This is a genomic window from Phyllobacterium sp. P30BS-XVII, from assembly GCF_014138335.1.
GTDB classification, from domain to species: domain Bacteria; phylum Pseudomonadota; class Alphaproteobacteria; order Rhizobiales; family Rhizobiaceae; genus Phyllobacterium; species Phyllobacterium meliloti.
Genome location: NZ_JACGXO010000006.1, coordinates 200,054 through 219,307 on the forward strand (window position 1 = coordinate 200,054; position 19,254 = coordinate 219,307).

Annotated in this window: 19 protein-coding genes; 5 read left to right on the forward strand and 14 right to left on the reverse strand. The window is 54.4% G+C overall.

All coding sequences use genetic code 11. The annotated features are described in order from the left end of the window. Positions 1 to 73: 73 nt before the first annotated feature. Positions 74 to 1,498, forward strand: a complete 1,425-nt coding sequence (gene gltX / locus FHW17_RS17740; RefSeq protein WP_112530041.1) for a glutamate--tRNA ligase — start codon at positions 74 to 76, stop codon at positions 1,496 to 1,498. A 252-nt stretch (positions 1,499 to 1,750) separates the two neighbouring features. Further along, on the forward strand, positions 1,751 to 3,043 hold the full coding sequence (gene gltA / locus FHW17_RS17745) for a citrate synthase (RefSeq protein ID WP_091886125.1): 1,293 nt from the start codon (positions 1,751 to 1,753) through the stop codon (positions 3,041 to 3,043). 54 nt (positions 3,044 to 3,097) lie between these two features. On the opposite strand, the gene lpxB is transcribed toward gltA, so the two are convergent. From lpxB to rpsB, 13 genes are all read right to left on the reverse strand, one after another. Next, positions 3,098 to 4,279, reverse strand: a complete 1,182-nt coding sequence (gene lpxB / locus FHW17_RS17750; RefSeq protein WP_182510514.1) for a lipid-A-disaccharide synthase — start codon at positions 4,277 to 4,279, stop codon at positions 3,098 to 3,100. Beyond that, entirely contained in the window at positions 4,276 to 5,166 is an 891-nt protein-coding gene (gene lpxI, locus FHW17_RS17755; protein ID WP_112530045.1) for a UDP-2,3-diacylglucosamine diphosphatase LpxI, read from the reverse strand. The genes lpxB and lpxI overlap by 4 nt, the downstream gene beginning before the upstream one ends. Next, entirely contained in the window at positions 5,150 to 5,983 is an 834-nt protein-coding gene (lpxA, locus tag FHW17_RS17760) for an acyl-ACP--UDP-N-acetylglucosamine O-acyltransferase (protein ID WP_182510448.1), read from the reverse strand. Before lpxA ends, lpxI begins: the two co-directional genes overlap by 17 nt. After that, positions 5,983 to 6,468 carry a 3-hydroxyacyl-ACP dehydratase FabZ gene (gene fabZ, locus FHW17_RS17765; protein ID WP_091886136.1) on the reverse strand — a complete coding sequence of 162 codons (486 nt, stop codon included), beginning with the start codon at positions 6,466 to 6,468 and terminating at the stop codon, positions 5,983 to 5,985. Before fabZ ends, lpxA begins: the two co-directional genes overlap by 1 nt. Further along, positions 6,461 to 7,519: a UDP-3-O-(3-hydroxymyristoyl)glucosamine N-acyltransferase gene (lpxD, locus tag FHW17_RS17770; RefSeq protein ID WP_112530049.1), complete on the reverse strand. Its 1,059-nt coding sequence runs from the start codon at positions 7,517 to 7,519 to the stop codon at positions 6,461 to 6,463. The genes fabZ and lpxD overlap by 8 nt, the downstream gene beginning before the upstream one ends. A gap of 53 nt (positions 7,520 to 7,572) precedes the next feature. Continuing rightward, the gene (gene bamA, locus FHW17_RS17775) at positions 7,573 to 9,957 is read right to left on the reverse strand and encodes an outer membrane protein assembly factor BamA (RefSeq protein ID WP_182510449.1); all 2,385 of its coding nucleotides are present in this window, start codon (positions 9,955 to 9,957) and stop codon (positions 7,573 to 7,575) included. A 229-nt stretch (positions 9,958 to 10,186) separates the two neighbouring features. Continuing rightward, entirely contained in the window at positions 10,187 to 11,326 is a 1,140-nt protein-coding gene (rseP, locus tag FHW17_RS17780; RefSeq protein WP_113094785.1) for an RIP metalloprotease RseP, read from the reverse strand. Between the two features lie 53 nt (positions 11,327 to 11,379). Next, entirely contained in the window at positions 11,380 to 12,231 is an 852-nt protein-coding gene (locus FHW17_RS17785; protein ID WP_182510450.1) for a phosphatidate cytidylyltransferase, read from the reverse strand. Further along, entirely contained in the window at positions 12,228 to 12,947 is a 720-nt protein-coding gene (locus tag FHW17_RS17790; protein WP_112530057.1) for an isoprenyl transferase, read from the reverse strand. Before FHW17_RS17790 ends, FHW17_RS17785 begins: the two co-directional genes overlap by 4 nt. A gap of 39 nt (positions 12,948 to 12,986) precedes the next feature. Beyond that, entirely contained in the window at positions 12,987 to 13,547 is a 561-nt protein-coding gene (gene frr, locus FHW17_RS17795; RefSeq protein WP_112530059.1) for a ribosome recycling factor, read from the reverse strand. A 56-nt stretch (positions 13,548 to 13,603) separates the two neighbouring features. Next, entirely contained in the window at positions 13,604 to 14,326 is a 723-nt protein-coding gene (pyrH, locus tag FHW17_RS17800) for a UMP kinase (protein WP_112530061.1), read from the reverse strand. Between the two features lie 101 nt (positions 14,327 to 14,427). Then, on the reverse strand, positions 14,428 to 15,351 hold the full coding sequence (tsf, locus tag FHW17_RS17805) for a translation elongation factor Ts (protein WP_112530063.1): 924 nt from the start codon (positions 15,349 to 15,351) through the stop codon (positions 14,428 to 14,430). Positions 15,352 to 15,468: 117 nt separating this feature from the next. Further along, positions 15,469 to 16,263 carry a 30S ribosomal protein S2 gene (gene rpsB, locus FHW17_RS17810; protein WP_112530065.1) on the reverse strand — a complete coding sequence of 265 codons (795 nt, stop codon included), beginning with the start codon at positions 16,261 to 16,263 and terminating at the stop codon, positions 15,469 to 15,471. On the opposite strand from rpsB, the gene FHW17_RS17815 reads away from it, so the two are divergent. Beyond that, positions 16,204 to 16,578, forward strand: a complete 375-nt coding sequence (locus FHW17_RS17815) for a hypothetical protein (protein WP_162700200.1) — start codon at positions 16,204 to 16,206, stop codon at positions 16,576 to 16,578. The genes rpsB and FHW17_RS17815 overlap by 60 nt on opposite strands. A gap of 503 nt (positions 16,579 to 17,081) precedes the next feature. Here the strand turns inward: FHW17_RS17815 and FHW17_RS17820 are convergent. Next, entirely contained in the window at positions 17,082 to 17,876 is a 795-nt protein-coding gene (locus FHW17_RS17820; protein ID WP_227988158.1) for a cell envelope integrity EipB family protein, read from the reverse strand. A 150-nt stretch (positions 17,877 to 18,026) separates the two neighbouring features. On the opposite strand from FHW17_RS17820, the gene FHW17_RS17825 reads away from it, so the two are divergent. Together FHW17_RS17825 and FHW17_RS17830 are read left to right on the forward strand one after the other, a co-directional pair. Continuing rightward, the gene (locus FHW17_RS17825) at positions 18,027 to 18,491 is read left to right on the forward strand and encodes a RidA family protein (RefSeq protein ID WP_091884544.1); all 465 of its coding nucleotides are present in this window, start codon (positions 18,027 to 18,029) and stop codon (positions 18,489 to 18,491) included. A gap of 2 nt (positions 18,492 to 18,493) precedes the next feature. Continuing rightward, the gene (locus FHW17_RS17830) at positions 18,494 to 19,213 is read left to right on the forward strand and encodes a glycerophosphodiester phosphodiesterase (protein WP_182510451.1); all 720 of its coding nucleotides are present in this window, start codon (positions 18,494 to 18,496) and stop codon (positions 19,211 to 19,213) included. The last annotated feature ends 41 nt before the right edge of the window (positions 19,214 to 19,254 follow it).

Consider the following 19,254-nt stretch of genomic DNA (forward strand, 5'->3'; position numbering starts at 1 on the left):
CCTATGCTACATCAACGCCAGATCAAATCGATTGGAGGTTAGGCTAATAGCCGAAGCCTCCGCTGGAGTACTTATGTCATCACCCGTTGTTACCCGTTTTGCACCCTCCCCGACCGGATACCTCCATATTGGTGGTGCCCGCACGGCCCTGTTTAACTGGCTCTACGCCAAGCATACGGGCGGCAAGATGCTGCTGCGCATCGAAGATACGGATCGCGAACGCTCATCAGAAGCGGCGGTGACAGCTATTCTTGATGGCCTGAAGTGGCTCGGCCTCGATTGGGATGGCGATGCGGTCTCGCAATATGAGCGTGCGCCGCGCCACCGGGAAGTCGCTGAAGAGCTGGTTGCCAAGGGCAAGGCCTATTATTGCTATGCTTCACAGGCAGAGCTTGAGGAAATGCGCGAAAAGGCCCGCGCCGAAGGCCGACCACCCCGCTATGATGGCCGCTGGCGCGATCGTGACCCGAAGGAAGCACCTGAAGGCGTCAAGCCGGTTATCCGCATCAAGGCACCGCAGGAAGGTGAAACCCTCGTGCGCGACCTCGTGCAGGGCGATGTGCGCTTTCCCAACAAGGATCTCGATGATTTCATCATCCTGCGCTCCGATGGCAATCCGACCTATATGCATGCGGTTGTGGTTGATGACCATGACATGGGCGTTACCCACATTATCCGTGGTGACGATCACCTGACCAATGCCGCACGCCAGACGGTTATCTACGATGCCATGGGCTGGGATGTGCCTGTCATGGGCCATATTCCACTGATCCATGGTGCGGATGGCGCAAAGCTGTCCAAGCGTCACGGGGCGCTGGGTGTGGAGGCCTATCGTGCGATGGGCTATCTGCCTGCCGCCTTGCGCAACTATCTCGTGCGTCTTGGCTGGAGCCATGGCGATGATGAAATCATGTCCGATGCCCAGATGATCGAATGGTTCGAAATCTCCGATATCAATCGCGGTGCATCGCGTTTCGACTTCCAGAAGCTGGAAGCCATCAACGGCCACTATATGCGTTTTTCCGATGATGCCGATCTGGTCAAAGCCATGATCGATATCCTGCCCGAAATCGAAGGCGGCGCGGACATTCTGTCGCGGCTCGATGACCGGACCAGGCAGCAGCTGCTGGCAGCGATGCCCGGCCTGAAAGAGCGCGCCAAGACCCTTGTGGAACTGGCGGACAGTGCAAAATACCTTTTTGCGCAACGCCCGCTTGGTCTGGATGAAAAAGCTTCCGGCCTGCTCAATGAAGAAGGTAGAAGCGTATTGGCAGGCGTTTTTCCGGCGCTTGCCGCTGTCAATGACTGGACTGCCGAGGCTCTGGATGCTGCGGTGCGTGTTCATGCGGAAAATACAGGGCTGAAACTTGGAAAAATCGCCCAGCCGCTGCGTGCCGCCTTGACGGGAAGAGCAACATCTCCGGGCGTTTTTGATGTTTTGGCGGTGCTTGGCCGTGAAGAGTCATTGGGCCGTATTGAAGACCAGATAAAAGGTTAATCCGTAGCCCCGACGGTGCATTTTTTGCATTGCAACATTGCGCCGTTCGGGTACGGTGACGTGCCTGAGACAATCAGGAGAAATACCTCGTAAAGAGGGTCAGTGCTTTGGGCCAGTGTGAAGCATACTGGAATTTGAAGTAACTCGTGTCCTTTCGTTTCCGAAGCTCAACGAGAGCCTATTGCTCAAGCAGCGGGTTTTGGAATTGGTACACGGGATGTCAGCGGGAGCTGAAGCAAGAAAGGAACGGCAATGTCTGAGAATAGCGTCAACATCGATCTGAATGGTCACGAGTTTGCGTTACCGATAAAACAAGGCACCATCGGACCTGATGTCGTGGACATTGGAACACTCTACAAGAACACCGGTGCGTTTACTTACGATCCGGGTTTTACATCCACAGCCTCCTGCGAGTCGCAGATCACCTATATTGACGGTGATGAAGGCATTTTGCTGCATCGCGGCTATCCAATCGAACAACTCGCTGAAAAAGGCGATTTTCTCGAAACCTGCTATCTGCTGCTATACGGCGAACTGCCGACAAAGAGCCAGAAGCATGATTTCGATTATCGTGTAACGCATCACACCATGGTGCATGAGCAGATGTCGCGCTTCTTCAGCGGCTTCCGCCGTGACGCCCATCCCATGGCTGTCATGGTTGGCTGTGTTGGCGCCCTGTCCGCCTTCTATCACGACTCAACCGATATTTCCGATCCGCATCAGCGGATGGTCGCGTCGATCCGCATGATCGCGAAGATTCCGACCCTGGCTGCGATGGCCTATAAGTATCACATCGGCCAGCCCTTCGTTTATCCGAAGAATAATCTCGATTTCGCAACCAACTTCCTGCACATGTGCTTTGCTGTGCCATGCGAAGATTACGTGCCAAATCCGGTTCTTGCCCGCGCAATGGACCGGATTTTCATTTTGCACGCTGATCACGAGCAGAATGCATCGACATCAACGGTCCGCCTTGCCGGATCATCTGGTGCCAATCCGTTTGCCTGCATCGCTGCGGGTATTGCCTGCCTCTGGGGCCCTGCCCATGGCGGTGCCAACGAAGCAGCGCTGAACATGCTCGGCGAAATCGGGACAGTTGATCGCATTCCCGAATTCATCAACCGCGCCAAGGACAAGAATGATCCGTTCCGCCTGATGGGCTTTGGTCATCGCGTTTACAAGAACTACGATCCGCGCGCCAAGATCATGCAGCAGACGACGAAGGAAGTTCTGGCCGAACTCGGCATCAAGGACGATCCATTGCTCGATGTTGCGATGGAACTGGAGCGCATTGCACTCACCGATGAATATTTCATCGAAAAGAAGCTCTATCCGAATGTCGATTTCTACTCCGGCATTACCTTGAAGGCACTTGGCTTCCCCACCACTATGTTTACTGTTCTGTTCGCCGTTGCCCGCACGGTTGGCTGGATCGCCCAGTGGAAGGAAATGATCGAGGACCCGCATCAGAAGATTGGCCGCCCGCGCCAGCTTTACACCGGTGCGACCCAGCGTGATTACGTGCCAGTCGGCAACCGCAAGTAAGCGCAGTCAAATCTCATGAAAAGGCGCCGATTGGCGCCTTTTTTGTATTCTCTATCACGATTGGCGTTTGATGTATTCGAGTACTTTTTCAGCAGCAATATCGCCGGAAGGCCTGTCTGTTCGCATCAACTCAGCAATCTCGTCAAAACCGTCGAGTTGCAGCGAACGGGCGTAACCAGGCCGCAGCAACTGCTCGATTTCCCGCGCGAGCGGACCGGGACGAACAAACTGGTTGAAATATTCCTGAACGACGCGCTTATCGGCAATGATATTGGGCAAGGCCGCACTCCAGACCTTGATGCGCGGCGCAATGAACATCCGCGCCAACCAGTCAGGCCTATAGGATAAAACCGTCGGGATGCGCGCCAATGCCAGCTCGAGCGATACGGTGCCCGAAGCTGCCAATGCGGCATCGGCTTGTGCGAAAGCTTTCAACCGCTCTGCTTCGCCCACCACAATGTTGGGCTGGACCTTCCAGTCCGCAGTCAATTGCCGCGCGAGTTGTTCAACTTTGGGAAGCGTCGGCAAGGTCAGTGTGAAACGGTTTCCGCGGCTCGCCAGTAGTTCAATAGCTTCGCCGAAAGGTTTGGAAAGACTGGTAATTTCCGCCTTGCGCGACCCCGGAAGAACCACAAGATGATGTTCTTTCCTTTCGGAAAAATGAGCCTCGCGTGCGCGATTTTGCTCCGCGGCTGTCAGCAAGGGCGCGTGCGTCACAAGACGGTGGCCGACATAGGTGGCGGGTGGTCCATCAAGGTCCTTCAGCGCCTGCACTTCGAACGGCAAAATCGCCAGAACATGATCGATGTAGCCGCGCATGGCTTTGGCGCGTTCCGGCCGCCACGCCCAAACCGATGGGCTGATATAGTTGATAATCGGGATTGAGGGATCAGCAGCCCTCACCTTGCGCGCTACCCGGTGGGTAAAGTCAGGACTATCGATAATAACAAGGCAATCGGGTTTCGCCGCAACGATTGCACCAGCCACCTGCGATATGCGGCGGATGAGCTGCGGTAGTTTCGTGACGATTGCCGTCAACCCCACCAAAGCAATTTCATGCTGATCAAACAATGAGTTGAGACCAAGCGCCTGAAGATGTTCGCCGCCGACACCCATTAGCGTCACGTCGGCGGGATATTGCCGCCGCAGGGCCTGAACCAGATCAGCACCAAGCAGATCGCCGGACTCTTCACCCGTAACGATGGCAAGGCGTAGCGGCTTGGACGTGGTCATTATTCGGCCTCCTGCGCGAAGGTCTCGATAAAAATACCGGCTTCATTGGCTGCGGCAATTGTTTCGGAATAACCGAGGATCAACGTCCGCCGGGCTTCGATGGCAATGCCCTTCAAACCGGCTTTGACTGCGTTCTCAACGGTACTGATGCCAATGGCGGGCAAATCTGCGCGCACTTCCTGCTGCGGCTTGGCGCATTTGACCAGAATACCGCCCTTGCGGTTGATCCGTTTGGCGATACGCAGTTCGGCCACCCGCTGCAGCATGGCGTCAGTACCCTCCACGCCTTCAAGTGCCACTACACGCCCGCCAACGGCGATCGCCGCCTGCCCGATATCAAGTGAACCGATCATGATAGCCGCCTGACGGGCCGCCTGCATATCTGCAATGCTCGCGCTATCAGCTTTCTTGCGGGTGATCGTTCCGACATCCGGCGCAAGAATATCCGGAACAATTTCGTGGGCACCAACAACCCGGAAACCATAGGATTCGATGGTCGAAATCACCGCTTTGAGCAATCCGTCATCGCCAAGCCGGAATGCGCGCATGAAACGATAGAGCGCGACGAGGTTGCCGTTACCGGGACGCAAGGCTGCCGCGAATTCCGGCCTATGGCGAACGCCACCGGCCAGCACCACATTGGAAATGTCGGATGATTTCAGAATTTTCATCAAACCACCAAGCTCGACTATCGAAATCTCCGCATGTTTGCGTGCGTTGATTTCAGGCGAGGCTTCCCCTTTGATCGCTATGATAAGGGGATCAGCACCCTGGCTGTGCAAGCTTTCGGCTATTGCAATGGGAAGAAGCCCATTGCCGGCAACAATCGCTGTACGGCCTGTTATGGCCGCGGGCAATGCTGGATCGGTGGGTTTAGCTGTTGTCGTCACTGTCGCTGGTCTCGATTCCGGAACCGAGGGGCGGCGTGCAGTAGTGACGTTTGGTATCAGCGAGAATAAAATCGATCAGATCGATAACCGCTGGCGACTGAGAAAACTCAAGCCGTACATCTTCCGCGCGTTTGTAAACCGGTTTGCTGCGGTCAAACAGCATACGCACCGCGTGACGAAGATTGTGGATCTCCGGGCGCGCCATTCCCGAGCGTTTCATGCCAACAATATTCAGACCGGCAAGATAGGCGTGGTTGCCGATAGCCATGCCATAGGGCACCACGTCCTTGGCAACGGCCGCAAGGCCGCCAATGAAAGCATGATGACCAACACGCACAAACTGATGCAGTGCCGCCCCACCGCCGATAATGACATTATTACCAACCGTGACATGACCGCCGATCATCACATTGTTGGAAAAGGTCACGTTATCACCAATGTCGCAATCATGCGCCACATGCGAATAGGCCAAAAACATGCAATTATTGCCGACGGTCGTATATCCACGGCTGCTATCCGTACCGCGATGCATGGTGACACCTTCGCGAATGGTGCAGTTCCTGCCGATGGTGAGCGTCGTATGTCCGCCCTTATGCTTGGTGTTCTGTGGTTCGCCGCCCAAAATTGCGTTTGGATAGACTTTGGAACCATCGCCAAGCGTCGTCGCGCCCATAATGACCGCGTGGTTTAATATGCTGACATCGTTGCCGATAACAGCTTCCGCGCCAATATGGCAGAATGGACCGATATTTACCCTGTCGCCAATCTTTGCGCCCGCTTCAATAATGGAAGTGGGATGAATGCTGGAATTGGACATCAAGCGCCGGTCTCGTCGTCATCGGGGAAGCTGACCATGGCTGCAACTTCGGCCTCTGCAACCTTGACGCCATCAACTTCAGCCACACAGCTGTATTTGTGGATATTGCCGCGCTGCTTGACCTTGGTCACGCGCAGCTTGAGCTGATCGCCGGGAACAACAGGCTTGCGGAACTTGGCGCCATCAATGGTCATGAAGAAGACCTTGCCGGGCTTACCGCTGCCATTATGGAACAACACGATTGCGCCAGCAGTCTGGGCCATAGCTTCAATGATCAGAACACCGGGCATGATTGGCAATTCGGGAAAATGTCCGGCGAAATGCGGCTCATTGATGCTGACATTCTTGATGCCCGTTGCTGACTCATCGCGATCAATATCAACAATGCGATCAATCAACAGAAAGGGATAGCGATGCGGCAGGTTTGCCAGAAGCTTCTGGATGTCCGCGACGCCAAGAGTGCTCGCCTGTACATTTTCATTCATCTGAACTGCTCTCCTTCTTGGTTCGGGACATCGCGCGAACACTCGCAATCTCGCGGAACCATTGCTTGAACGGCTGGGCGGGCGCACCGGCCCACCGCTCGCCGTCCGGAATATCATTCATAACGCCGCTTGCCGCAGCGATTTCAACGCGTGAACCGATGTTGACGTGATCCTTGATACCGACACTGCCGCCGAGCATTGTCATATCACCGAGCACGACACTGCCGGAAATGCCACATTGCGCAGCAATCACGCAATGGCGTCCAATACGAACATTGTGGGCAATTTGCACGAGATTGTCGATTTTCGTGCCTTCACCGATAACCGTATCCGCCAAAGCGCCGCGATCAACCGTGGTGTTGGCACCAATCTCGACATTGTCCTGAATAATAACGCGGCCAAGCTGGGGCATTTTTTCGAGCCCGGCCTTGCCTGAAACATAACCAAAACCATCTTGTCCAATGCGCACGCCCGGATGCAGCAGCACACGATTGCCCAGAAAGGCATATTGAACCGAGCAGCTTGGCGCGATGTAGCAATCACGGCCGATCTTACAGCCATTGCCAATCACCACATTGGCGGCAATGACCGTTCCTGAACCGATTGCCACGCCTTTGCCAATGATAACGCCGGGTTCGATGGTAACACCCGCCTCAATCTCAGCGGTCGGATCAATGATCGCATGGGGCGAAACGCCAGTCTCGTCGCCGCTCCAAAGATGCGCATTTACCGCTCTTGGATAGAGCGCGCGGCCAATGGCAGCAAAATCCTGTTGCGGATGGAGGGTAACGATAATGGCAACGTTTTTTGGAATGCTTGGCTTGACTTCGTCGGTGCAGAGAACGCCTGCGGCCTTCAAACCTTCGAGGTTTTGCGCATTCTTCTTGCCATCGATGAAGACAAGGGCATCTGGTCCTGCATCTGCGAGAGAAGCAAGACGTGTCACCGGGCGGTTAGCCAGAGAACTGTCCACAAGAACGCCATTGGCCAGATCGGCGATCTGACCAACTGTCATATTCAATAGTGGCTCATAAAAGATCGGATCGGCCATCGACTAACTTTCTCCCCCGGGGAAGTATGCTCCCCCGGGAGGTCAGCAATCTATCAGAATTTGCTCGACATGCCGAAGTTGAAGTTCTGCACCTGATCGCCGTCCACTTTCTTGACTGGGAAAGCGTAGTCGAAGCGCAGCGGTCCGAACGGCGACGCCCACATAATACTTACACCTGCAGAAGCACGCCATTCCATACCGTCGTCAGCTACATAGCGCTGGCCCTTGTTATTCTTGAGCTCATTGCCATACAGTGTCGCAGCGTCGGCGAACAGAGCACCACGAATACCAAGGCTCTCAGGAACGATCGGCAATGGAAACTGAGTTTCCACACTCGCATTAAAGTACGTTGTGCCACCGAGGAAACTACCCTCGCTATCCTTAACGCTGCTATCCCGTGGACCAATACCGGCATATTTGAAGCCGCGGATCATGTCCTGATTGTTCTTGAACAAGTCAAACACGCGCAGATCGTCGCCAAATCCTTCAATGTGACCGGCGCCTACGCCAACCAGACCGACAATATCCATTTCCTGGGAAAGCGTCTTGTAATAGCTACCCTTGAACGTTGTCTTCAGGAAGTTCGCGTCACCGCCAACACCAGCATATTCCTGATTAAACTTGGCATAGATACCGTCATGCGGATTTTTACGATCGTCAATCGTATCATAGACCAATGACCAGCTAACCGATGATTTGATCCAAGCGCCGTGATCGGCCGCATCAGCAAAAGCCTGCGAAATCTCATTCAGATTAACAGAACCGTCAGGATTGCGCGCATCGCTATCAATCTCATATTTTTCCTGCGAAAGGTTGTACGCAACACCAGCAGTCAAAGTTTCAGTGATTGGCAAGCCAAAGCGGATCGTACCACCGGTCAAATCGGTTTCATACTTGTTGTTAACGCCAGACTGACGCTTGAACAGATCAAAACCAGCAGAAATACGCTGACCGAGGAAATAAGGTTCGGTGAAGGACAGCGAATAGGTACGGTTGTTGTTCAGACCGCCACCGGCGCCGATACGAATATACTGACCACGACCAAGGAAGTTGCGTTCGGTGATCGAGCCTTCAACTGTCGGTCCGGGGCTTTCACCACCGGTCGTATAACCACCACCGATGGAGAATTCACCGGTAGATTTCTCAACGACGTCCACAACGAGCACGACCTGATCAGGCTGCGAGCCTGGAGCAGTCGAGATGTTGACGGTCTGGAAGAATTCAAGGTTTTCCAGACGCTTCTTGGCGCGCTGGATCAGAACCTGATTGAACGCATCGCCTTCGCTCACATCGAATTCACGACGGATAACGTAGTCGCGTGTTTTCTCGTTGCCGCGGATTTCGATACGCTCGAGATAGGCGCGCGGCCCCTGATCGATGTTATAGACAACCGAAATCGTGTGGTTTTCGAAATTGCGATCGCCGCGTGGTTCGACCTTGGCAAAGGCATAACCCTGACCTGCAACCTTTTCCGACAGCTTGATGATCGAATCTTCAACTTCCTTGGCGTTGTATGTATCGCCTTCGGATGTCTGCACGAGACCATTCAGTTTGGATGTATCAACACCCTCAACCGAACTCTGGATTTCAACGCCGCCGAACTTGTACTTTTCACCTTCTTCAACCGTGACGGTGATCGTGTACTCATTGGTCGCCGCATCAAGATTGGCTGTCGACGAGACAACGCGGAAATCCGCATAACCACGATTGTAATAGAACCGACGCAGTGATTCTTCGTCAGCGCGCATGCGGTCTTCACTGTACACGTCATTGCGTGTCAGCCAGGACAGTGGGTTGGAGCGCTTTGTCGAGATAACGTCGCGCAGACGGCGTTCACCAAAAGCCTGATTACCGACAAACACGATATTGGCGATCTTGGTGCGGTCGCCTTCATTGATTTCGTAAACAACGTTGACGCGGCCCTGACCCAGATCCATCAGGCGCGAACTAACCGTGGCATCACTGCGACCGACATTGCGGTAAGCGGCGCGGACGGCCTCGGTGTCGGCATCGAGTGTTGTCTGGTTGAATGCATCGCGTGACTTCAGCTGTACGGCCTGAGCCAGCTGCGCATCCTTGATCTTCTTGTTGCCCTGGAAAATGACCTGATTGACAACCTGATGCTCGGAGACAGTAACGACAAGCGCGCCGCCAGCCTGCGTAATGCGCACATCCCCGAACAGGCCCGTTGCGAACAGGCGCTTGGTGGCTGCATCAATATCATTGTTGGAGAAAGGCTTGCCGGGCGTAATGCCGAGATTGTCCTTGACCGTCTGGGCATCAACACGGGTATTCCCGCGCACTTCAATGCGGCTGACTGTTGCTGCATGTGCTGCTGTAATCCCCGCAATCGTGGTGACGATTGCTCCCGAACTTACAAGAGCCGCTGAAATGGCGAGCGCCGACGCTGCACCAACGAATTTTGAACTTGCCGCCATAGGCCTACTAAACCTTTGTTTCTCGTTGTCCCCGGGCGAGATCCCGGACTAAGCACTTACTCGCACACCGTCATAGCCGGTTTTTACATACACGCAAGGCTTACGGTTAAAATCTATTTACTTCACACGAAAGCGTGGCATCCATGCCACGCCATTCACAGCTTATAGTAAACAGATCATAACGCTTTTCCAGCCCACGCCTGTAATTTTCACTAATGTTTAATTTTCGTCACCGACAGGCGAAAAGATCATTAAACACAACAAATCCCATAAATCCGAGCACCAATAGGAAGCCCACCCGGAAAAAAATCTCCTGAACAGCCGGTTTTACCGGTCTGCGGATGACTGCTTCGACGGCATAAAAGATCAAATGTCCCCCATCGAGCGGTGGCAAAGGGAAAAGATTGAGCAAACCAATGCCGATCGACAGCATTGCGGTCAGCTGAATCAGCCAATCGACCCCCTGACTGGCCGCCTGCCCCGCCATTGTGGCAATCTTGACTGGTCCACCCAGCTGGCATTTGTCCTCGCGTCCGGCAAAGAAGCGGCTGAAGAACTGGCCAGTGCGGGCAATAATGAAACCGCTCTCACGCACGGCCTGACCGACTGATTCGATTGGGTTATAGGTAATGCGGCGGAAATTGCCGAGTTCCTGATTGTTTACGACACCGATAACAGCAACTTTTACCGTGTTGCCCAAGGCGTCCTTTTGTTCCGCAAGTTCCGGTGTTGCGGTCAGGTTCACTTCCTGCCCGTTGCGTTCCACAACAAATTTCAGAGAATCGCCTGCCCGTGCAGAAACATGGCGCTGTACGTCGGCAAAAGTTTGAACCTTGTCGCCATCGACACTGATAAAGCGATCGCCGGGCTGAAATCCCGCCACGGCAGCGGGGCCACCCGGACGCACTTCAGCGACCATGGGATCTGCAACCATGCGACCATAGAGAGCAAAAAAGACGGAAAAAATTGCAACGGTAAGGAGAATATTGAATGCAGGTCCGGCAAAGACGGTTGCTGCGCGCTTCCAGACCGGTTGGGTATGGAAGGCAACAGCCCGCTCTTCGGCACTCATGTTTTGGGTCGCAGCAACCGGTGAGCTTGCTACGCTCTCGTCACCAGCAAACTTGACATAACCGCCCAAAGGGATCGCCGACAGTTTCCAGCGCGTACCGCTGCGGTCATTGAAGCCGAACAGTTCCGGGCCAAAGCCGATGGAAAAAGCCTGAACGCCGATGCCGCACCAACGCCCGACGAGGTAGTGTCCCATCTCGTGAACGAAGACCACAACCGTTAGTACAATCAGAAAGGGTAAAATCGTACCAATAAGCAAACTGTGCGTGCCGAAAAGATAGCTCAGCGTATCCGTCAAAATGTCCTCCGGGCCTTGCCCAACCCCTCAAAGGGATCGCCGGGTTTGGCCTGCTAGAAAAGAATATCGTAAGGCGTTTCCGGTTTCACCAGAATTGCCCCGATGAGGTACAGCAATGCCGCAGCCGCCACAAGTCCATCCACCCGGTCCATCACGCCACCGTGACCGGGAATCATCTGGCCCGAATCCTTCACACCAAATTTGCGTTTGACCCATGATTCGCCGAGATCACCGATTTGAGCTGTTACCGACAGCACAAAGGCGATGAGTGGAATGGGAACACCGCCAGCCGGTGTTATGAATGCCGCGCAAGCCACGCCAGCTGCAATACCGGCTGCAGCGCCGCCAATGGCCCCTGCCCATGTCTTATTGGGTGAAAAGCGCGGCGCAAGCTTTGGGCCACCAAGCGCGCGCCCGTTGAAATAGGCGAAAATGTCAGTCGACCAGACAACGGCAAAGAGGAACAGAATGGCCGCAAACCCATCGCCCGTGTCGCCGCGCACGAAGGTCAGGGCTATGGACGGAAATCCCGCATAGAGCAGTCCTGTGGCCGGCCAGATGCCGGATTGCCTGCCACCAAGGATAGCCACCAGAGCCGATCCGGCCAGCAAAACAGCGATGATCAGCAAACCGTTATGCGACAGCATCAACATGCCCAACACGATGATGAGGCAGGCCCAGGAAACGCTACGGGTCAGGACGTTTGAACGGGGTTCCGTAATGGCATGCCATTCATAAAGAACGCCGAGCCCGATAGCGCAGGCCATCAGCGTGAACGGTAAGCCGCCAACCCATGTCAGCGCCACGGCAATCGCGATCAGAATAATCGCACTGAATGTGCGCTTGTATAAATTGGAAAAACGGCCGGGGCCCTTATCCGGTGCAGATGCCCCTGAAGCCGTCACAGGGCGATTTCCTGCTGATTGACACCGCCAAAGCGCCGTTCGCGCATATGAAATGTCTCAATCGCCTCGGCCAGATGCGTCGAGCGGAAATCCGGCCAGTAGCACGGCAGGAACATGAATTCCGAATAAGCAGCCTGCCAAAGCAGGAAATTGGAAAGGCGCATCTCACCGCTGGTGCGGATGATCAGGTCAGGATCAGGAATATCCGATGTATCCAGCCGCGCCGAAATGGCTTCAGCGGTCACATCCGCCTGCGCCAAAGCGCCGGAGGCAACTTCAGCGACAATTTTCTGCACTGCCCGGGTGATTTCGTTGCGTGAACCGTAATTAAAGGCAATGACAAGGGTCAGCGCTGTGTTCTTCTCGGTCAGGGTCTCGGCTTCACCAAGCAGACCGCGAATATCCTTGGCCAAGCCTTCGCGCTCGCCAATGACGCGCACACGCACATTTTCGCGGTGAAGATCAGCCAGATCGCGCCGGATGAACAGTTTGAGCAATCCCATCAGATCAGAGACTTCAGAACGTGGGCGCGACCAGTTTTCCGATGAGAATGCAAACAGGGTCAGAAACGGAATACCCATTTTTCCGGCAGCGCGAATGGTTTCACGCAAAGCCTCCACGCCAGCCTTGTGTCCGGCAGCACGCGGCAGGCCACGAGCCTTTGCCCAACGGCCATTTCCATCCATGATGATGGCAATGTGGCTCGGATTGGACATGGCACTCAACCTCCCGTGGTATTAAAGGACGAAAGCGAACTAAACCTGCATGATTTCCGCTTGCTTGACCGCAACGACCTTGTCCATTTCCGTGATCGTCTCATCTGTCAGTTTTTGTACCTTGTCGGAAAGGACCCGGTTGTCGTCCTGACTGATGGCACCGTCTTTTTCGAGCTTTTTCAACTCGTCCATACCGTCCCGGCGAACATGGCGGGCGGCCACTTTTGCCTGTTCGACATATTGATGAGCAATTTTCACCAGTTCCTTGCGGCGCTGTTCATTAAGCTCCGGCAATGGGATACGCAGATTATTGCCATCAGTGATTGGGTTGAGACCAAGGCCAGACTCGCGAATTGCGCGCTCGACCTTGCCGACCATCGACTTGTCCCAAACCGATACGGCGAGCATGCGGGACTCTGGAACTGTAATATTGGCAACCTGATTGAGTGGCATGTTTGAGCCATAGGCCTCCACCACAATCGGCTCCAGCAGGCTCGGCGATGCGCGCCCGGTGCGCAGACCATTAAGGTCATGTTTCAATGCCTGCACAGCACCATCCATACGGCGCTTCAGATCATTCAAATCGAGTGCATCACTCATGTTTACTGCTCCTATATTCTTTCCGGTATTCCGGTCAGCCCCAGCGAGATCGACAATTAATCGTCGGATACGATTGTCGCACGCCCTCTGCCCTGCAGAATTTCGGCAAAACCACCCTTTTCGTGGATTGAATAGACAATTATTGGGATATTGTTCTCGCGCGCAAGGGCTACTGCGGTTGTATCCATAACAGTAAGCCCGCGATCAAGCATCTCCTTGTGGGTAAGTTGGTCATAGCGGACAGCATTGGGGTCTTTTTTGGGATCGGCGGTATAAACGCCATCAACCTGGGTGCCCTTGAAGAGGGCGTCAGCCCCAACTTCGGCAGCGCGCAGGGCTGCAGCCGAATCTGTCGTAAAGAATGGATTGCCTGTGCCGCCTGCGAAAATCACCACTTTTCCCATGTCCATATAGGCTGTTGCCTGTCTCTGGGAGAAAGTTTCGCATAATTCAGGCATGGCGATGGCGGAAAGAACGACCGTGTCGATACCGATCTTGACCAGTGAGGTGCGCAGGGCCAGCGAATTGATCACCGTCGCCAGCATACCCATATGGTCGCCCGTAACCCGGTCGCCGCCTTTGGAAGCAACTGCGACGCCGCGGAAAATGTTACCGCCGCCGATAACAACGCCAACTTCGACGCCAAGAGCCCGCGCTTCAGCAATATCACTGGCAATACGGTCAGCAACCGCAACATCGATACCAAAACCCTGATCGCCCATGAGGGCTTCACCGGAGGCTTTCAGCAGAACGCGTTTATAGACAGCCGTACCAACCATAAGACCTCCCGTAGAGTCGCGCATTTCAGATATTCGAAGCCCGGATACACCAAGGGCACCGCGTTGTCACGCGGTGCCCTCTGATTTCGTCAGTTGTGAAATTACTTCTTCACAGCTGCTGCAACTTCCGCTGCAAAATCGGTCTCTTCCTTTTCGATGCCTTCGCCAAGAGCAAAACGGACAAATGCCGTGATCTTGGCTGGTGCGCCAATTGCCTTTTCCGCATCTTTGAGCGCGGCTTCGACAGTCAGGTCAGGATTGATAACGAAAGCCTGCGAGAGAAGAACAACTTCCTCGTAGAACTTGCGCAGACGGCCTTCGACCATCTTTTCGATGATGTTTTCTGGCTTGCCGGACTGGCGGGCGGACTCGGTGAAAACAGCCTTTTCACGCTCGACAGCAGCCGGATCGACTTCAGCCGCAGTCAGGGCAAGCGGGTTGGTCGCAGCAACGTGCATGGCAACCTGACGGCCAAATGCGTTTGCAGCATCTGCGTTGCCTGATGTTTCGATGGCAACCAGAACGCCGAGCTTGCCGAGACCATCGGAAACGCCGTTATGGATATAGGTAGCCACAACGCCTTCATTGACGCTGAGCGCTGCCGAACGGCGGAACGACAGGTTTTCACCGATCGTGCCAACAGCATCCTTGATGGTGTCAACAACGGACTTGCCTGTCGACGGATAGGTTGCGGCGGCAACAGTTGCCGTCACGCCATCAGTGCCAAGCGCGACGTTGGCAACATTGCGAACGATGTCCTGAAACGCGTCATTGCGGGCAACGAAGTCTGTCTCGGAGTTGACTTCCACAACAACCGACTTCTTGCCGTTTGTTGCAACGCCAACCAGACCTTCAGCAGCCGTACGGCCAGCCTTCTTGTCAGCCTTCGAAATACCCTTGGCACGCAGCCAGTCAACAGCAGCTTCCATGTCGCCATTGGTTTCAGTCAGGGCTGCCTTGCAGTCCATCATGCCAGCGCCGCTGATTTCGCGGAGTTCTTTTACCTGTGATGCAGAAATGCTCATTATGTCGCCTCTTCTCAAAGCGAAGGCATACTGGGGAAACCAGCATGCCAACTTTGCGGCGCGTCATGCGCCAATACAATTGTTTTTAGTCACCCGTTACGACGGGTATATGAAGCCTCAAGCGGAGGCTTCACCGTCCTGTGCAGGAGCCTGTGCTGGCTCTTCGAGAGCTGGCTCAACAGGAGCTTCTTCCTGAGCGCCGATATCGATGCCCATGGAGCCCTGCTGACGCAGAATGCCGTCGAGTGCAGCCTTGGCAACCAGATCGCAATAGAGCGAGATGGCGCGCGAGGCGTCGTCATTGCCGGGGATCGGGAAATCGATCTGGTCCGGATCGCAGTTGGAATCGATAACAGCAACAACTGGAATACCAAGACGCTTGGCTTCCTGAATCGCAATCGCTTCCTTGTTGGTGTCGACGATGAAGATCAGATCCGGGATCGAACCCATGTTCTTGATACCGCCGAGAGCGCGGTTGAGCTTCTCGCGTTCACGATCGAGGTTCAGGCGTTCCTTCTTGGTGAAGCCCTGTGCATCGCCAGAAAGAAGTTCGTCCAGCTTGCGCAGACGCTGAATGGAGTTCGAAATCGTCTTCCAGTTGGTCATCATGCCGCCGAGCCAGCGGGCATTGACGTAATACTGGGCCGAACGGGTTGCCGCATCGGCAATGATATCGGAAGCCTGACGCTTGGTGCCGACGAACAGAACGCGGCCGCCACGGGCTACGGTGTCGGAAACCTTCTGCAGCGCGCGGTGAAGCAGCGGAACAGTCTGGGCCAGATCGAGAATGTGAATGTTGTTGCGGTCACCATAAATGTATGGTGCCATTTTCGGGTTCCAGCGATGTGTCTGGTGGCCGAAGTGAACGCCAGCTTCGAGGAGCTGACGCATGCTGAAATCAGGCAATGCCATCTCTTAGTTTTCCTTTTCCGGTTTAACCTCCACAGGAAAGAGGCGGGAGACCCGCCACCGGAGGCCATATCGGATTTCTCCCGATATCAACCCAAATCCCGTGTGTGGAATGAAGCGGCTGTTAATCGATATTCCCGGCAAACGCAAGAGCAAGCGCGAGAAAAGGCGATTTTAGCCACTTTGGGCGCTGTTGCCATGGCTTATGACTATCGTTCAATATTCAATCTCAGGATTGTTCGCTATTCTTTTGCAAATCACAGTTGGGGAGATTCTTTGATCAACGCCATGGGCCGTGAGGCCTATTTGATTATATGAAGCCGGATATCAGCGGTTGTGGGGAGTAGGTTGCAAGAAGGTTGTCCGTGGTTCGTGGTTCGTGGTTCGACAGGCTCACCATGAGGGAGAGTGAGGATGCAATGATAATCGCAGAGGTTGCATATTAAAAATTGCGGATGGTGCAGATTGCAAATGGTGCAGTTCGCAGACTGTGCAGATTGCAGACAGTGCAGAACTTGACTCCCTTTCATCACCCATCTCCCTCATGGTGAGCCTGTCGAACCACGAACTACGAACTACGAACCATGCAGCGGCGGTGCCCACCCCCCTCTGTCCTGTCGGACATCTCCCCCACAAGGGGGGAGATCAGCCTTCAATATCATCTTGCACAATCTGAAACTGTTCCGGTTGTGCAAAGGCGTTGATGTCGATGTGATCTCCCCCCTTGTGGGGGAGATGTCCGACAGGACAGAGGGGGGTGATTGCATCTCCAACATTGCAGCCACAGAACGTATCTCCCCATCACCAAAGCAGCGTAATTCTTATTTCGTACACTTCGGTGCGTCGAAAAGCTCAAGATTGACGAGCTTGCCGGTCATGGAAAAATCACCGTAGTCCATCTTGAGATCGCGGGTGACGCCGTTGCGATAGAGCTTGAAATTAATGCGGTAGCTTGGAAGGCCTTCGGATTTGTCTGAATCATCGAAATAAGCGATGGATACCGGCCAGGTGTTTTCCTTCTCAAGCGGTCCCATCTTTTTCGTTTCGTCATCCGGATCGCTCGTGGCTGGCTTGCCGATGACCACCGTCGTTGCCATCACCTTGTCGGCATCCTCCGAACCATCAAACAGTTTGGTCTGGTAGAACACGTCTCCGGCAATCGCCTTCCCGATCAGTTCCTGCATGTGGCGCGTGGGAAACTGCGACAGTTCCAGATTTTCCTTGCTTGCATCGGGCTTGGTCAGGGAAATTTCCGTCTTGTCTTTTGCCAATAGGGCATCGCCGCGCACTTCCTTGGTCAGGCTCTGGTCGACAAACGTCTTGTTGACGAAGCGGAATTTCGCGCCGTCACCCGACTCAAACGTTGTGGTCTGCTGATCAGTGACCCGTTGTGGCTGCTCTTCCATGTCGACGCGCGTCACAAAGCGAAAATTTGTCGTGTAACCTTCACAATCCGAACCATTGAATTCATATACCATGCGGCCTGTCAGCCCCGTGATACCACTGCTTTCCTGCGCATTATCAAGCTTGAGATCGTAGATGGCGCGGTGTGGTACGAGAGTCGCTGTTCCAGCAGCAAAGGCCATGGATGATCCGGAAAGACCGAGGGCGCTCATGCTGAAAACGAGGACGGGGAATAGACGCATTGACAAGATTCTCCAGTTTTCGAATGTGCATATTAAAAAAACTCTTGGCGGAAGCGAGGCAAAAATCGCAACTTCATTCACAATCAATTGCGATTCCGCAACATAAGGATAGGAAATCCCATGAGCAGCACCATCGACAGCCGTCTAAACGAGCTTGGCATCACCCTCCCCGTCGCCGCAGCACCGGCGGCCAATTACGTCCCGTTTGCACAAAGCGGCTCCTGGCTTCTGACATCAGGACAGTTGCCACTGGCAGGCGGTAAACTTATTCACACGGGTTTGCTCGGTGCTGATCTTACGCTCGCGCAGGGTCAGGAAGCGGCAAAAGCCTGTGCCATCAACATTCTCGCACAGGCAAAGGCCGCGCTTGGCGATCTGGAAAAGATCGAGAAAGTTGTAAAGATTACCGTATTCGTGGCCTCATCTGCCAATTTCACCGAACAGCATCTCGTCGCCAATGGCGCTTCCGATCTGCTGGTTGCCGTACTCGGCGACAAGGGCCGTCACGCACGCTCAGCTGTTGGCACTGCCGTTCTGCCACTCAATGCGCCTGTGGAAATCGAAGCTATTATCGAGGTTCGCTGATTATGGCATCTTTGGACTGGCTGACGAAAACGCCGATTGCCCACCGCGGATTGCATGACCTCAACAAATCCCGTTGGGAAAATACGCTTTCTGCGTTTGACGCTGCGGCAAGCGCCGGTTTTGCCATTGAATGCGATGTGCATCTGTCTTCCGATGGCGAAGCCGTTGTTTTCCACGATGGAACGCTGGACCGACTGGTTGGCAAATCAGGCAATATTCATGACGTTTCGGTTGCCGATGCCGCAGCCTTGCGGGTGGGTGGCACCAAAGATCATGTGCCGACGCTGGCTGAAGCGCTGAAACTTATTGCCGGACGCGTTCCTATTGTGATCGAACTCAAGGGCATTCCGGGGCGTGATGATGGTCTGGTTAAGGCCGTGGCCAGAGATTTGGCTGACTATAAGGGCGATGCGGCCATCATGTCCTTCGATCACCATCTCATCAGATTGTTTGGCAGGGATGCCCCCGGCATTCCCGCCGGGCTCACCGCCGAGGGGCTGAAGGATAGCGATCTGGAAGCGCATTTCGCCATGCTGGCCTATGATATCGATTTCGTTTCCTACAATGTTCATCATCTGGAAAACCGGTTTATCGGTTTTGTGAAGGGTAAGCTGGGTCTCCCGGTGATTTCCTGGACAGTGCGCAGCCCTGATGACAAGGCGATAAGCGATGCGCATGTCGATCAGATCACGTTTGAGGGATTTGATCCGCGAACGGTTTGAATGGGCTCATCTTCTGCCTCGCCGCCTCTTGTATCGCCGGG